The 15210-nt window shown below is 45.9% G+C and carries 9 protein-coding genes; 5 read left to right on the top strand and 4 right to left on the bottom strand.

Annotated elements, in window-relative coordinates; genetic code table 11:
• Nucleotides 1–128: 128 nt before the first annotated feature.
• On the bottom strand, nt 129–2765 hold the full coding sequence (gene topA, locus N5E87_RS09140) for a type I DNA topoisomerase (protein WP_279775267.1): 2637 nt from the start codon (nt 2763–2765) through the stop codon (nt 129–131).
• Between the two features lie 331 nt (nt 2766–3096).
• Here topA and astB point away from each other — a divergent pair, with 331 nt between their 5' ends.
• Complete coding sequence (gene astB, locus N5E87_RS09135) at nt 3097–4431, top strand: N-succinylarginine dihydrolase (protein ID WP_086903576.1); 1335 nt, start codon at nt 3097–3099, stop codon at nt 4429–4431.
• Nucleotides 4432–4476: 45 nt separating this feature from the next.
• Here astB and N5E87_RS09130 read toward each other — a convergent pair.
• A protein-coding gene (locus tag N5E87_RS09130) for an IS3 family transposase (protein ID WP_279775266.1) occupies nt 4477–5693 on the bottom strand; the annotation gives its coding sequence in 2 pieces (ribosomal slippage) (nt 4477–5345 and nt 5345–5693; 1218 coding nt in all).
• A gap of 98 nt (nt 5694–5791) precedes the next feature.
• On the bottom strand, nt 5792–10246 hold the full coding sequence (locus N5E87_RS09125) for an Ig-like domain-containing protein (protein ID WP_126512997.1): 4455 nt from the start codon (nt 10244–10246) through the stop codon (nt 5792–5794).
• Between the two features lie 220 nt (nt 10247–10466).
• On the opposite strand from N5E87_RS09125, the gene N5E87_RS09120 reads away from it, so the two are divergent.
• From N5E87_RS09120 to N5E87_RS09105, 4 genes are all read left to right on the top strand, one after another.
• A complete protein-coding gene (locus N5E87_RS09120; protein WP_086904056.1) occupies nt 10467–11780 on the top strand; it encodes a dicarboxylate/amino acid:cation symporter in 1314 nt (437 codons plus the stop codon).
• Between the two features lie 149 nt (nt 11781–11929).
• Nucleotides 11930–12262, top strand: coding sequence for a hypothetical protein (locus N5E87_RS09115; RefSeq protein ID WP_086904055.1), 333 nt, complete (start codon nt 11930–11932; stop codon nt 12260–12262).
• A 208-nt stretch (nt 12263–12470) separates the two neighbouring features.
• Complete coding sequence (locus tag N5E87_RS09110) at nt 12471–13145, top strand: response regulator (protein ID WP_041408752.1); 675 nt, start codon at nt 12471–12473, stop codon at nt 13143–13145.
• Nucleotides 13136–14485 carry a sensor histidine kinase gene (locus N5E87_RS09105; protein WP_086904054.1) on the top strand — a complete coding sequence of 450 codons (1350 nt, stop codon included), beginning with the start codon at nt 13136–13138 and terminating at the stop codon, nt 14483–14485. Before N5E87_RS09110 ends, N5E87_RS09105 begins: the two co-directional genes overlap by 10 nt.
• Nucleotides 14486–14511: 26 nt before the next feature.
• Here N5E87_RS09105 and N5E87_RS09100 read toward each other — a convergent pair whose 3' ends face one another.
• Nucleotides 14512–15207: a 2OG-Fe(II) oxygenase gene (locus N5E87_RS09100; protein WP_086904053.1), complete on the bottom strand. Its 696-nt coding sequence runs from the start codon at nt 15205–15207 to the stop codon at nt 14512–14514.
• Nucleotides 15208–15210: the final 3 nt, after the last annotated feature.

The following is a 15210-nucleotide window of genomic DNA, read 5'->3' as shown; positions in this document are numbered from 1 at the left end:
GTTATCGATACGCCAACATCATTACTGCAATCGGCGATTGTAAGAACCCTAGATAACAAAATGGGCTCACCTAAGTGAACCCATTTATAACCACGAAGAAAAGGATCCTAAACCCTATTCAGATCAGGTTACTTCTTAGCTTTCTTCGCCGTCGATTCAGTCACCCATTTACCATTCACATAATGGGCCGACCATCCGGTTGCTTTACCGTCAACTTCGGTCGCCACATATTGCTCTTTGGTCTTACGGCTAAACTTAACCGCCGCTTTATTCCCCTCATCATCGGCGATAGGAGCATCGGCAAGGTACTGATATTTTGGCCACAATAGCTCGCGATATTTCACTAACTCTTCAACCAGTGGCGCACGGGTTTCCCGAGATTTAGGGAAAGTGCTGGCGGCTAAGAAAATCCCCGCCGCACCATCACGCAGCACAAAATGCGCATCAGACTTGCTGCATTTCAGCTCTGGCAGATAAATAGGATCTTCTTTTGGAGGCGCAGCTTCGCCGTTTTTCAGTAACTTACGAGTATTCTTACATTCCTCGTTAGTACAACCAAAATACTTACCAAAACGGCCGTTTTTCAGCTCCATATCATGGCCACAGCGGTCACATTCAATTAATGGACCTTCATAACCTTTGATCTTAAATTGTCCTTCTTCGACTTCATAACCCTCACAGATGGGGTTATTACCGCAAACGTGCAGCTTACGCTTTTCGTCGATAAGGTAGCTGTCCATCGCCGTACCACAAATGCCGCAGCGATGCTTGGCGCGTAGTGCATCGGTTTCGGCATCTTCACTGTCGCTAATCGCTTCAATGCCTGGCGTTAAATTCATGGTGGTTTTGCAGCGCTCTTTCGGTGGCAACTCGTAACCCGAACAACCGAGGAACACCCCTGTTGTGCCGGTACGGATCCCCATAGGGCGACCGCAAGTCGGACACTTAATATTGGTCATCACCATTTGATTGAGGCGCATACCGCCTTCTTCTGGTGATAATTCCGCCTTCTCTAATTGTTTAGTGAAGTCGGCATAGAAACCATCGAGAACCTTTTTCCAATCCAGCTCACCACTGGCAACATCGTCGAGTGTCTGTTCCATGCTGGCGGTAAAATCGTAGCTCATCAGCTCAGCAAAACTACCGACTAAACGCTCACTGACAATCTCGCCCATTTTCTCTGCGTAGAAACGGCGGTTTTCAACTTTGACATAACCCCGCTCTTGAATCGTCGAAATAATAGTGGCATAGGTTGAAGGACGACCGATACCACGCTTCTCTAATTCTTTTACCAATGACGCTTCGCTGTATCTGGCGGGCGGCTTAGTAAAGTGTTGCTTAGGCTCTAGTTCGACCAGAGACAACAGATCACCTTCGTTCACCGAGGGCAAGGTATTGTCTTCTTCATTTTTCTTTTTCAATGCGGTTTGAACACGAGTCCAACCGTCAAAGCGCAGGATACGTCCCGTCGCTTTCAGTTCATAGTCACCCGCCTTGACCGTGAGTTTAGTCGCATCGTATTGGGCTGGTGTCATCTGACATGAGACAAACTGACGCCAAATAAGCTCGTAAAGACGCTGTGCATCACGTTCCATATCGGTTAAGGCAGCCGCTTCGACATTCACGTTTGATGGACGAATCGCTTCGTGCGCCTCTTGTGCGCCTTCCTTAGAGCCGTAGCGGATCGGTTCGGCAGGTAAATACTTGGCGCCGTATTCCTTGCCGATCATCTCACGCACACTGTCTAACGCTTCTTGGCTTAAGTTTGTCGAATCGGTACGCATATAAGTGATGTGACCCGCTTCGTACAAGCGCTGTGCCATCATCATGGTTTTCTTCACCCCAAAGCCTAAGCGAGTACTGGCCGCTTGTTGCAGAGTAGAAGTAATAAAAGGAGCCGAAGGTTTACTTTGAGTCGCTTTATCTTCACGAGCGATCACTTTAAAGCTAGCTGAAGATAAGGCTTGAACGGCGGCTAACGCTTGCTGCTCGTTTGTTGGCTCGAAGGCTGAGTCTAAGTACTTAACCACTTCCATGCGCAGCGCTTCGCTCGCAGGCGTATTCAGCTGTGCGTGCACATCCCAAAACTCTTCAGGTACGAAAGCTTTGATTTCACTTTCACGTTCCACCACGAGACGCACAGCCACGGATTGCACCCGTCCAGCGGATAAGCCGCGGGCAACCTTTTTCCACAACAGTGGAGACACCATAAAGCCGACGACACGGTCTAAAAAGCGTCGTGCCTGCTGGGCATTCACCATATTGGTGTCGAGGGAAGAAGGTTTACTAAAGGCTTCTTGAATCGCTGATTTGGTGATCTCGTTAAACACAACGCGTTGATACCGTGAAGGATCGCCACCAATCACCTCTTGTAAATGCCAGGCGATGGCTTCCCCTTCACGGTCTAAGTCCGTTGCGAGATAGATTTGGTCAGCAGAATCGGCTAAGGCTTGCAGCTCTTTAACGACTTTCTCTTTACCCGGTAGGATTTGATATTTAGCCGCCCAGCCCTTTTCAGGGTTAACGCCCATACGCGACACCAGCGCCTGGTGGTCTTTCACCTTTTTATATCGCGCCTTTTCTTCTGGCGACATCTTCTTCACTTCGGCGGCGGATTTCACCTTTTCATTGCCGTCAGACGAAGAAGAAGTTGGTAGGTCACGGATATGCCCCACGCTCGATTTAACGATGAATTCTTTGCCAAGATATTTATTAATAGTCTTAGCTTTGGCCGGTGATTCGACAATAACTAGCGATTTACCCATAGTTTGATTTGCGCCAAAAAATCTCAAGAAGGTGGAAATTGGCTCCATATATAGAGGGTTGCATTGAGAGTTTCAAGCTAATCCCTCTTTTATATGTACCAGCGAGTCACTTTTTAATCAAAGTTGAAAAAATGTAAAAAAATAATATTGCGTAATTAAAAACTAATATTTCATTATTTGCCATCAAGCAAGAAATAGTTATGCATTTATCGCGAAAAAGTCGCTTTGAGCACAAAACCGTGCGCTTGTGCCCACAAAAACCTTCAGTATACTGGGTCGCTTCAGGGACCATTTGAATAAATAATAACCTTCCCTATCACAAGGATAAGCAATGAAGCACTTTGAAGCGAATTTCGACGGACTCGTTGGGCCAACCCACAATTATGCCGGTTTGTCTTTTGGCAATGTGGCCTCACTCAACAACGCCGCTTTAGTCTCAAATCCTAAAGCCGCCGCTAAACAAGGTTTGCAAAAAGCCAAAGCACTCGCTGATTTAGGGATGATCCAAGGCATGTTAGCGCCACAAGAGCGCCCAGATCTTAATACACTGCGCCGAATTGGTTTTTCTGGCAGTGATGCCCAAGTTTTACAACAAGCCGCTAAAACCGCGCCTGCGCTGCTTAATGCCTGTTGCAGTGCTTCGAGTATGTGGACGGCAAATGCTGCAACCGTGTCTCCCAGTGCCGACACCCGTGATGGTAAACTGCATTTTACACCTGCCAACTTAGTGGATAAGTTACATCGCAGCATCGAGCCCATCACAACGGGGCGCATCTTAACAGCAACTTTCAACGATCCCCACTATTTTCATCATCATAACCATTTACCTGAACATAATAGCTTCGGTGATGAGGGCGCGGCGAACCATACTCGCCTGTGCCAAGAATATGGTCATGCTGGAGTCGAGCTGTTTGTTTACGGTCAAGAAGCCACCAATCCTAATGCACCAAGACCACAAAAATATCCTGCAAGGCAAACCCTCGAAGCGTCGATGGCGATAGCAAGGTTGCACCAACTCGAGGAGGATAACTGCGTCTTTATTCAACAAAATCCCGATGTCATTGACCAAGGGGTATTCCACAATGACGTGATCGCCGTGGGTAACCAAAATGTGCTGTTTTACCATGAGCAGGCATTCTTAAATACACAGGCTAAATTGGATGAAATAAGACGAAAACTCGATACCGAATTATTCTTTATCGAGGTTCCAACGGCCAAAGTAGCGATTAACGATGCGGTAAAGAGCTATCTATTCAATACCCAGATAATCACCCTTCCCTCAGGCGAAATGGCCATCATTGCCCCAACGGACTGCCAAGAAAACCCGGCTGTTTATGCGTATTTAAATGAGCTACTCACGTTAAATACACCAATCAAACAAGTGCTGTATTTCGATGTGAAACAAAGTATGCAAAATGGTGGCGGCCCCGCGTGTTTACGTTTACGGGTTGCCATGAATGAGCGAGAAGTCGCTGCAGTGAATCAGCACACTTTACTTAACGATGCTTTATTCACACGTTTAAACACTTGGGTGGATAAACACTATCGCGACCGCTTATCGACTCAAGATTTAGCCGATCCGCAATTAGTGGTTGAATCACGCACCGCATTAGATGAGCTCACCCAAATCATGAAATTGGGAAGTGTGTATCCATTCCAACGCTAATGTGATTTGTGTCTCGTCCTGAAATAAGTTGACACTTATTTCCACCTAAAACGCTCGATGAACCTCATCGGGCGTTTTGTATTTTAAGGTCAAATGTGGCCGCCGTTGATTATAGATGGCAACCGCTTCTGCCACCATTTGTCGTGCCTCCTCCAGCGTTGCAGGCTTATGTGTTAAAAACTCCTGCTTCAAGATGCCATTCACTCGCTCTGCTAAGGCATTTTGATAGCAGTCATATCCGTCTGTCATTGAGCATGTCACGCCATGATGTGCGTGAACCGCTTGATACGCGTTTGAGCAGTACTGTATCCCTCGGTCTGAGTGGTGTATCAGCGGTTTATCTTTGTCTTGTCGCTGCTTCAGCGCCCGTTTGTAGGCCGTTAGCACCCCGTCTGTTTTAAGATTATCATCAACATGATAGCCCACAATTTTTCGTGACCAGGCATCGGTCACCAAGCTTAAATAGGCTTCATTATCTTGCAGTGGCAGATAGGTAATATCCGCCACCCAGACTTGCTCTGAGCGGCTGATGTCCACTTGCTGCTCACTGGGCTTAAGCAAGTTGGGATGACACCTGAATCGATGATGGCTATGGGTCGTTTTATGGTACGCCCGCTTAGGCGTGACCAACAAACGATGCGCCCTAAGACAGCGAAATAACCGGTCTCGTCCTATCACTATTTGATGCATTTTGTTGAGTAAATACTGCAGTTTACGCGTACCGACTCGCGGTTGAAATAACCGTTCATATTGTACCATTTGCAACATCTGTTGCTCCCTTAGCTCTGAGACGATTTGCCGCTGGCATTGCTGATAATACGCCTGACGACTGATGCCAAGGTAACGACAGCATTGGGTGACGCGATAACCTACGTCCGTTTTTTCCTGGAGCGTTTCGCGGGTGGCTTTTTTACGACGGATATCCCGTAGTCAGTTCTGAGTTTTTCGACAATGGCTTCGAAGAACGCCGCTTTCATGCGGGTATCTTCAAGTTCGGCTTCGAGGGCTTTTATCTTTTGCTCGGGGGTGAGCGTGGTGGGTTCAGTCATCAACTGTCCTCGCATTGATGTTGGCGGCGTCCCTAGGGACCAATCCAGTTTGCCATGCTTGCGTAACCACACTAACACGGTGGAGCAACCTTGAATACCGTACTTGTCTTGCGCCTGCTTATAGGTCAGCTCGCCTTTTTCCACTTGGTTGACAACCGCCAATTTAAAAGCGAGGGAATAATCGCGTTGAGTTCGTTTAATTGTTGAAGTCATTACACTCTCCAAAATGAGTTTGAAAAGTGTCAACGCTATTTAGGACGGGTCACAGGTAAAAAATAAGGTGCCATTGGCACCTTATTTATGTTTAGCTTTTATTTAACCTCGATAGGTATATTAAGCACTTCAGTTGTGGTTGCTGCAATATTAAATTTATTGGGTGTGGTCACTGTCACAACTAAATTCCCAGAATCAGGATCTTCGCCTGCTTTTAAGCTAACAACAAACTCACGTCCGCCATTATAACTACTGCTCGGCCAAGTAAACTTAGTAGAACTCGTCACAGTGGCTCCAGTTGGCTTAAACTCAACCACAGTACCTTCTGGCATTGGCTGGTTATTAATATCAGCAATAGTAAACCTTACCGATGCAGTCCCCTTGGGGGCCATATCAATCTGATTATTACCTGCAACACTATCCGTAATAATTACATTCTCAAGTCGTGTCGCATACGCCTCACTACTGGACATAACTAGCACAAGCGAACGACGTACTGAAATTGATGCTTGCGGGCTACATTTGACTGACGAAGCGGTTGAATCATCACATAAAACACCACTGTATTCGCCATCATTTAAATTAAAGACTCCTTGTCCAGTTGGAGTTTCCGGATCAATGAAATCGATGAAAGTTTCTCGATCACCTGATGTATCTGTTGAACCATTCTTTGGATAAGCAGGCGTGTATAAACCGTCCTCATTATGGTCAACAAATGCCTCAGTAAGATCATAACAATCTCCACTATTATCACGACCACAATCCGGTGGTACACCAACGAATAAACTAAACTCAGTATCGGTATCAAGAATGCTATTACTGTTTAAGTCCGCAAATGACTCTTCCCCAATCGCAGTTGCAGTAATCGTCACTCGACCACCATAGGGCTGGCCAAAATGGTTGCCGAAATATTTACCACCATCAAAATTAGTTTCTTCCTTCAACGCTGCATTAGGATCATTAATTTGTGCACCACTTACGTCAAAGAAGGGTCCATTACCATCGACTCCTGCAGGGCGAGGATTCTGACTTGTCCAAACCACTGAGCACACACCTTTTGAAGTTTGGCAAGAACTGTCAATTGCACCACCTTCAGCAGTAAACACTACAGCAGTACCATCTGGCACAGGGTTGTTAAAGGCATCGGCTAAACGTGCGGTAATCGTGACTTGAGCTCCATCATGATCCCAACCTTCGATGTTTTGCACAGAGGCCGACAACGAAAAACTGTCCTGATCTGGCTTACCAGTAGAAACCACAAGCACATTGGATTGGCTAGAAATCAATGGGGTCGTGCCATCAATACTCGCAGTAACCCTTACTGTAGCGGCAACTGTGCCAGAGTTAACCACTGTTTGCACATACCCCTCGTTATTTGACTTTGCGGTGGTTGGAATCAATCCCAAACCTGCTGACAGATTATTCAATTTAAAACTGACATCGCGATTAGCAACAGGATTACCATTGGTATCTAACACTCTAAAGCGTAACGTTGAGGACTCACTACCACCAGTACCTTTTATACCAATGTTTTCTGGCGTTGCATCAACAAATACTATACTACCCGCACTAGCTGGTAACACATTGATAGATGCAGTTGCAGTAAGTGTTAAACCGCCAGTATTGGCTGACACATTTATTGTGTCATCCCCCTCACATCCTTTTGCTAAATAACGAGATTCAGCAACACCATTAATAGTAGTTACAGGTGAGCTTAGGTCAGCTTTTGCTGGCGTTTGACTTGAGCAGGTTGACTTAAAAGTAACTGCAACAGGCTGAGTATATAGATTCCCAAAACTATCCCTGATAGCAACACTGACAGATGCGGTACCGCCAGCAGATATTTGCGTCGTGGTAACATTAGCTACTCCTGCTACAAACGGATCACCACTGCCCATATTAAGATCGGTAGCACCAACAACCACAATTGCTTCACCCACATCACCATCAGCAAGTGATGCTGTGGCCATACCCGCACCCAGCTTATCAGTTGCAAAAATATCAACAACAGCAATCCACTCACCATTAATGAGTTTTGTTACTGCAGTGACTACAGGTAAATCACCAATGGGTGATGCAAAAGTCACAATGGCAGGTTTAGTTAAGCCGATAACTGTTGCTTTGAGTTTCCCGGATGAAGCTGTAGAGATCGTCTCTGTTGGAGAACCATTTTTATCTGTTAACTCTAATGTTACTTTAGAAGTTCCACCATCACCCGCCATGGTGACCCCAAGCGATGCCTGCGCAACGTCCACCCCGACTACATCTGCATACACAAAACCAGCACCTGGAATATTCAAGGTTTTCAGCTTAATACTTGCCTGACCATTAACATCAGTCAGCACTGAGCCAATTTCTGGGTCAAATAATCCTAACGCAACATTACTTAAACTAAATTGTACCAACTTGTTTGCTAAAGCACTGCCATCTGCTGCCAGTAACGTTGCCGTCACGGTTGCTGGCGTTACTGCGTTAATATTAGTGGTAGTTGAACTGAGTATCAGTTTAGGGGGAGGCACTTGTCCCACTGCATTGCCATCACCTTTCATGTAAAGCGACACATCTGCAGTAGTGTCATAACCAAACACATTCACTTTAACATTCACTGCACCTTCAATATTGGCTGTCGCCAATTGAATTGTCGCAATACCATTCGCTCCGGTTAACGCCGTTGCCGATTCGGGCGTAAAACTGCCCGTTAGTGGATTGCTTAAACTAAAGCTGACAATTTTGTTCGCTAAGGCTGTTCCATCAACGCTCTTCACCATCGCAGTGAGTGTCGCTGGCATTGCCTTAGTAACAGTACCTAAATTTGAAGATAAGCTAACAACGATGCCAGAGCCATCACCTGTATTACCATCACCAGCCATATTCACCCCAATAGAAGCTGGCTCCGCATCCACACCTTGCACCAATGCGGTGACTAGCGCTGCACCTTTAACATCAGCAGTCGCTAAAGTGATTTTCGCTACGCCACTGCTATTGGTCAGCACTGTACCCGTCGCTGGGTCAAAAATACCCAAGGTATTATCATTTAATGAGAAACTCACCAGCTTATTTACGAGAGGAAGGCCGTCTTTATCTTTCACTAATGCAGTCAACTCTGCAGGCGTTGCGGCATTAATGTCAATCGCACTAGCGGTCAAACTTATTGTGGATTTATTACCAGCTATAACACCATCACCCGCCATGGTGACCCCAAGCGATGCCTGCGCAACGTCCACCCCGACTACATCTGCATACACAAAACCAGCACCTGGAATATTCAAGGTTTTCAGCTTAATACTTGCCTGACCATTAACATCAGTCAGCACTGAGCCAATTTCTGGGTCAAATAATCCTAACGCAACATTACTTAAACTAAATTGTACCAACTTGTTTGCTAAAGCACTGCCATCTGCTGCCAGTAACGTTGCCGTCACGGTTGCTGGCGTTACTGCGTTAATATTAGTGGTAGTTGAACTGAGTATCAGTTTAGGGGGAGGCACTTGTCCCACTGCATTGCCATCACCTTTCATGTAAAGCGACACATCTGCAGTAGTGTCATAACCAAACACATTCACTTTAACATTCACTGCACCTTCAATATTGGCTGTCGCCAATTGAATTGTCGCAATACCATTCGCTCCGGTTAACGCCGTTGCCGATTCGGGCGTAAAACTGCCCGTTAGTGGATTGCTTAAACTAAAGCTGACAATTTTGTTCGCTAAGGCTGTTCCATCAACGCTCTTCACCATCGCAGTGAGTGTCGCTGGCATTGCCTTAGTAACAGTACCTAAATTTGAAGATAAGCTAACAACGATGCCAGAGCCATCACCTGTATTACCATCACCAGCCATATTCACCCCAATAGAAGCTGGCTCCGCATCCACACCTTGCACCAATGCGGTGACTAGCGCTGCACCTTTAACATCAGCAGTCGCTAAAGTGATTTTCGCTACGCCACTGCTATTGGTCAGCACTGTACCCGTCGCTGGGTCAAAAATACCCAAGGTATTATCATTTAATGAGAAACTCACCAGCTTATTTACGAGAGGAAGGCCGTCTTTATCTTTCACTAATGCAGTCAACTCTGCAGGCGTTGCGGCATTAATATTGACATTACTGATACTCAAACTGACTGCTGGCTTATCACCTGATACAACACCATCGCCGGCCATAGTCACATTTACGTCTGCAAACTCACCCGAGCTAATCTTTGCAGTAACTGTTGCCCCGGTATTAATCGCACCTGTATAAAGTTTGATAGTTGCTACACCATCTGAATTTGTTGAGACTTGCCCCGTGGAGGGGTTAAAGGTCCCATAAGCATTATTGTTGATAGAAAACGACACCAATGTGCTTATATTTTTACCTTTCGAATCTGTTACTTTTGCTGTAATTGTTGCTGGTTCCGCATATGTAACTAAAGAGTTACTTACCGATAGATTTACCGATATGGTTACGGGTTGTGGAGTACCACTATTATCCTCCCCTATACTGCCTCCACCACCACACGCGACTAAGAAAAGTGAACATAATCCTAAAAGAAAAACCTTATACGCTGACTTCATTGTCAGGCTCCCTGTTACTCTGATGATAATACTAAGATTGACGCTTTTAACTTATAGGCTAACATTACACAATTTTCACGTAACTTTTCCAATACTCTCTTATTTTATTTCTCATATTTTGCGCTTAGTTTAACATCGGAACTCATTTAAACTTCTGCATTTTCTTGCTAGGCTTGTCGTCGCCAATATTAGAATGTATAAAAAACACACAGGAATCCCCATGGCAACCTCATCACAAAAGAAATTCGGCCTTACAAGTAAAATTCTGTTCGGTATGGCAACAGGTATTGCTTTAGGTCTCATACTCCGCAATGCCTTTCCAGAAAGCGATATCGTAAAAGACTACATTACAGAAGGTTTCTTACATGTTATCGGCACTATCTTTATCTCAAGTTTGAAAATGCTAGTGGTTCCACTGGTATTTATTTCGTTAGTTTGTGGCACTTGCTCACTGAGTGAACCTTCAAAATTAGGTCGTTTAGGCGGCAAAACATTAGCCTTTTATTTATTCACAACGGCGATTGCTTTAATTCTGGCCATTGTCAGCGCGGTATTAGTTCATCCAGGTAATGCTTCGCTCGCTTCCGAAAAAATGGAGTACACAGCCAAAGAAGCGCCTAGTCTTTCAAGTGTCCTAATCAATATAGTGCCAACGAATCCGATGCAGGCCATGAGTGAAGGCAATATGCTGCAGATTATTATCTTTGCGGTGATTTTTGGCTTTGCGATTGCGCATATTGGCGAGCGTGGAAAACGTGTTGCCGCGTTATTTGAAGATTTAAATGAAGTGATCATGCGAGTCGTTACGTTGATCATGCAGCTTGCGCCTTACGGGGTGTTTGCACTGATGGCAAAGCTGGCTTTAACGCTAGGTTTGGGAACATTCGAGAGTGTGGTCAAATATTTCTTTGTCGTGTTGGTGGTGTTATTGATCCACGCCTTTATCGTCTACCCGACCCTGCTTAAGTTATTCTCAGGCTTAAATCCGCTGATCTTTATTCGTAAGATGCGCGATGTGCAATTGTTTGCCTTTTCAACCGCAAGCTCTAACGCCACCTTGCCGATTACGATTGAGGCGTCTGAGCACAGACTCGGTGTTGATAACAAAATTGCCTCTTTCACCCTGCCATTAGGCGCCACCATTAACATGGATGGCACGGCCATTATGCAAGGTGTCGCCACGGTATTTATCGCCCAAGTCTTTGGTATTGAATTAACCATTACCGATTATGCTGCCGTTGTTGTGACCGCGACCTTAGCTTCAATCGGTACTGCTGGGGTTCCAGGTGTAGGGTTAATCATGCTAGCGATGGTGCTTAACCAAGTCGGCCTGCCCGTAGAAGGGATTGCTCTTATTATCGGGGTTGACCGACTCCTAGATATGGTGCGTACCGCAGTTAACGTGACGGGTGATTGCGTCGCGACAGTGGTCATTGCCAAGTCTGAAGGTGAATTTAACGAAACCGTATTCAACAATACTCAAGCCGGTAAAGTCGCCAGTAACTTCGATGAGCAAGTGCATAAGGTCGAGTAATACTGACGTTAGAATGCCTTTGTCTCTGCTAAAAGCCCAACTTAGTTGGGCTTTTTATTGTCTTATCCTGATTTTGTGAACAAGCAAATAGAATAGTCCTTTAAATGCCGTTACATTAGACCTCGTCAATATAAAACGAGGAGAAAGCTATGTGGTGGAGAGTGAGTTGGATTATTGTCGCCTTTTGGCTGTTAAGTGCGCATTTCCTACGCTATGACCAGCTGCTATTAACTGGCCTATTTGCAGTCGCGCCTCTTGGTTTACTCATCAAACATCCAGTCGTCATTCGACTACTGCAAGCGATACTGTGCATCAGTGTGGTTATCGTTTGGGGTACAACCGCAATCGATGCGGTGCAAATGCGTCTAGCCCACGGCGCGCCTTGGATAAGACTCGCTGTAATCATGAGCGGTGTGATGCTCTTTAGCTTAGGGGCCGCATGGAGTGCTAATGGGATTTGGCGCAAAACCACGCAATCATAGGCCAAGATGCAATAAAATTATCTTCAACCTCAAGGCGGAGGGATAAATCAGACAATCTCTTTAAAGACAATTAATTAGTACTTATTTTCGCCACTCTATCGGCTCGGTCAGCCAAGGTTAAGTTGTTATTCGTTATGATAAGACAATATTTGGCTCCCGCGTATATTTTGCGTACACTGAGCCCAGTCGACTTTAAGGCATGAGTATTATGAGAATTTTGGTTGTTGAAGATGATCTTATTTTATCCCACCATCTAAAAGTGCAATTAAGCGATTTGGGCAACCAAGTCCAAGTCGCTCTCACCGCCAAGGAAGGATTCTTCCAAGCGACTAACTACCCAATCGATGTGGCCATTGTCGATTTAGGTTTACCCGATCAAGACGGCATTAGCCTTATCCAACAATTACGTGAAGAAGGCGTTAAAGCGCCTATCTTAATCCTAACCGCCCGAGTTAACTGGCAAGATAAAGTCGAAGGCCTTAACGCCGGTGCCGATGACTATTTAGTCAAACCCTTCCAGAAAGAAGAGTTAGTCGCAAGACTCGACGCCTTAGTTAGACGCAGCGCAGGCTTTGTTAAACCCGTCATCACCAGTGGTGAGCTAAAGCTGGATCTTGCCGCCAAGCAAGTGACCCTCGGCAACGAGATTATGGAAGTTACCGCCTTTGAATACCTCATTCTGGAATATTTGATGCGCCATTGCCATGAGGTCGTCGCCAAACAGCGACTCTTAGATGTGATTTATGGTGACAAGGAAGGCGACCCTAACACCATTGAAGTGATGGTGAGCCGTCTACGCAAAAAACTCACCCGTGATGGCATAGACAACCCGATAGCGACCATTCGTGGCCAAGGTTACAAATTCAATCTGCCATGCAATTAAGACTTAAAATGAAGAAACGTCTGCTGACGCGGATGTTTCTCACCTCATTATCAATCATCACCTTAGTTGGATTTGGCCTCGCTTGGATGGTCAATATTCTGCATGCGCAAAATAGTTACAACGAAGAAACCGCGCAGCTTATCGCCGAAATACCCCAAGTCGCCGCTGAGCTGAGGGAGCACGATTTAATTCCCGACACCAGCGCTTGGTTGGAGGAAAACAACAAGCAAGAACGCTACGTGATGGCGAGCTGCGATGAAAAATTTAAACAGGTGTGGACATCTTCCCTCGCCGTCGACCGGGGCCTGTTTGATACCTGCGAACGTTTCAATGAAATCCGTAATGACTCCCCGCCCTACTACCTGACCATGGCCGATGATAGAGGTTATTTCGTGTATTTGCTCGCGGTCGAAATCGCGGGAGTACACTATAACCTCTTGGTCATGAAGGATGCGGCGAAGCTTGAGCAGGAATACAGTAAATTTAGTAAACGCACTTATATCCGTTTAGCCATGGTGCTCGCCCTCGCACTGATTCTGCTGGTCAGTGCGGCATATTGGGGGATGCGTCCACTGGTGCGGATGCAAAACGAATTGCAATCAATTAACCAAGGTAAGACAAAATCACTATCAGAGGGTTATCCCGTTGAGCTTGAAGGCGTAACTCAAGCCCTTAACCAACTATTGCAACAATCGAGCGCCCAACAGCAACGTTATCAAAACGCGATGAACGATCTGGCCCACAGCCTAAAAACCCGTCTTGCGGCCGTTCACGCCATTACCGATGACACGACGCTGACGAAGCAATCCGCCAATGAAAAAATCATGGAGCAGATTAGCCAAATGGATCAACTCGTTAAATATCAACTTAAGCGTGCCATGTTAGGCCGCCAAGGCTTAAAGCAGGAGCACACCGCCATCGCCCCGCTGGTCGATCAACTGGCGCAAATGTTATTTAAGATTTATCGCGAAAAGCAGGTGCAATTTAAGGCCAACATCCCCACAAACTTGCAGTTCCCAGGCAATAAGGGCGACTTAATGGAGCTATGCGGCAACTTAATGGAAAATGCCTTCCGATTATGCATCAGCCAAGTTCAGGTCAGCGCCCGCTTTACGGACCAAGGTGATTTTGAATTAATTGTCGAAGACGATGGACCCGGGGTTGAAGAAAAGCTGCGCCAAAAAATTATTCAACGGGGCGTGAGAGCCGACACCCAATCCCCAGGACAAGGTATTGGGCTGGCTGTATGTGATGAGATTGTCAGCAGCTACGGCGGCTATTTGAGTATTGAGGAAAGCCATTTAGAAGGCGCCAAGTTTAGAATTACTATCCCAGCTTAACCGCCTTATTCACGCACCATTATTCGTTAGCCATATACCGCGTATAACTGTTCGGCGCGGTTAAACATCACCCACGACGTGGCAATATATTTATCATTACTGATAGGCATATTGCCGCGATGGGAATGGGTAAAGCCTGCCGGCGCAATCACCATAGTGCCTTTCTTAGGCGAAATCTTACGTTGCTGGTAATAAAACTCCGTTTCCCCGCCCTCTTCCACATCATTGAGATAGAACATATACAACACGACGCGATGCAGCGCCTCATTATGGCTTAGCTGGGGAAATTGCTCCGAATGCCAGTGGAGATATCCACCTTTATTCTTTTGATATTTTTGAATATTAATACTGCCACTGCGGTACAAATATTTTACTAAGGCTTCGGCTCTTGGCTGACCTAAGCGCTCAAAATTATTCGGCGTTAAGGTTACCGCTTGACCTTGCTCGTCACTCACTGACACAGATACCGCGCCCATTAACGCCATGGAATATTGAGTAAAATAGTCGGCGGCGCCCTTTAGGGTATAGGATAACAGCTCATTTTTGAGGGGCTGTAAATCGGCAAAATTATCTAAGGTAAGATCTCGGCTGATCTTCTTTTCGAGGTCGACCCCATTACCCGTTTGGCCATCAACCACACCTGAATGTTGCTCAAATGCAAGAATGAGACGATCACATAGGTCATCGGGGATAGCATTAGGGTATACTTCGATAAAATCCATATT

The sequence above is a fragment of the Shewanella sp. GD03713 genome (assembly GCF_029843705.1).
In the GTDB taxonomy this organism is placed as follows: Bacteria; Pseudomonadota; Gammaproteobacteria; order Enterobacterales; family Shewanellaceae; genus Shewanella.
Note: the sequence above shows the minus strand (reverse complement) of the source record. Positions and strands in the feature narration are given on the sequence as shown.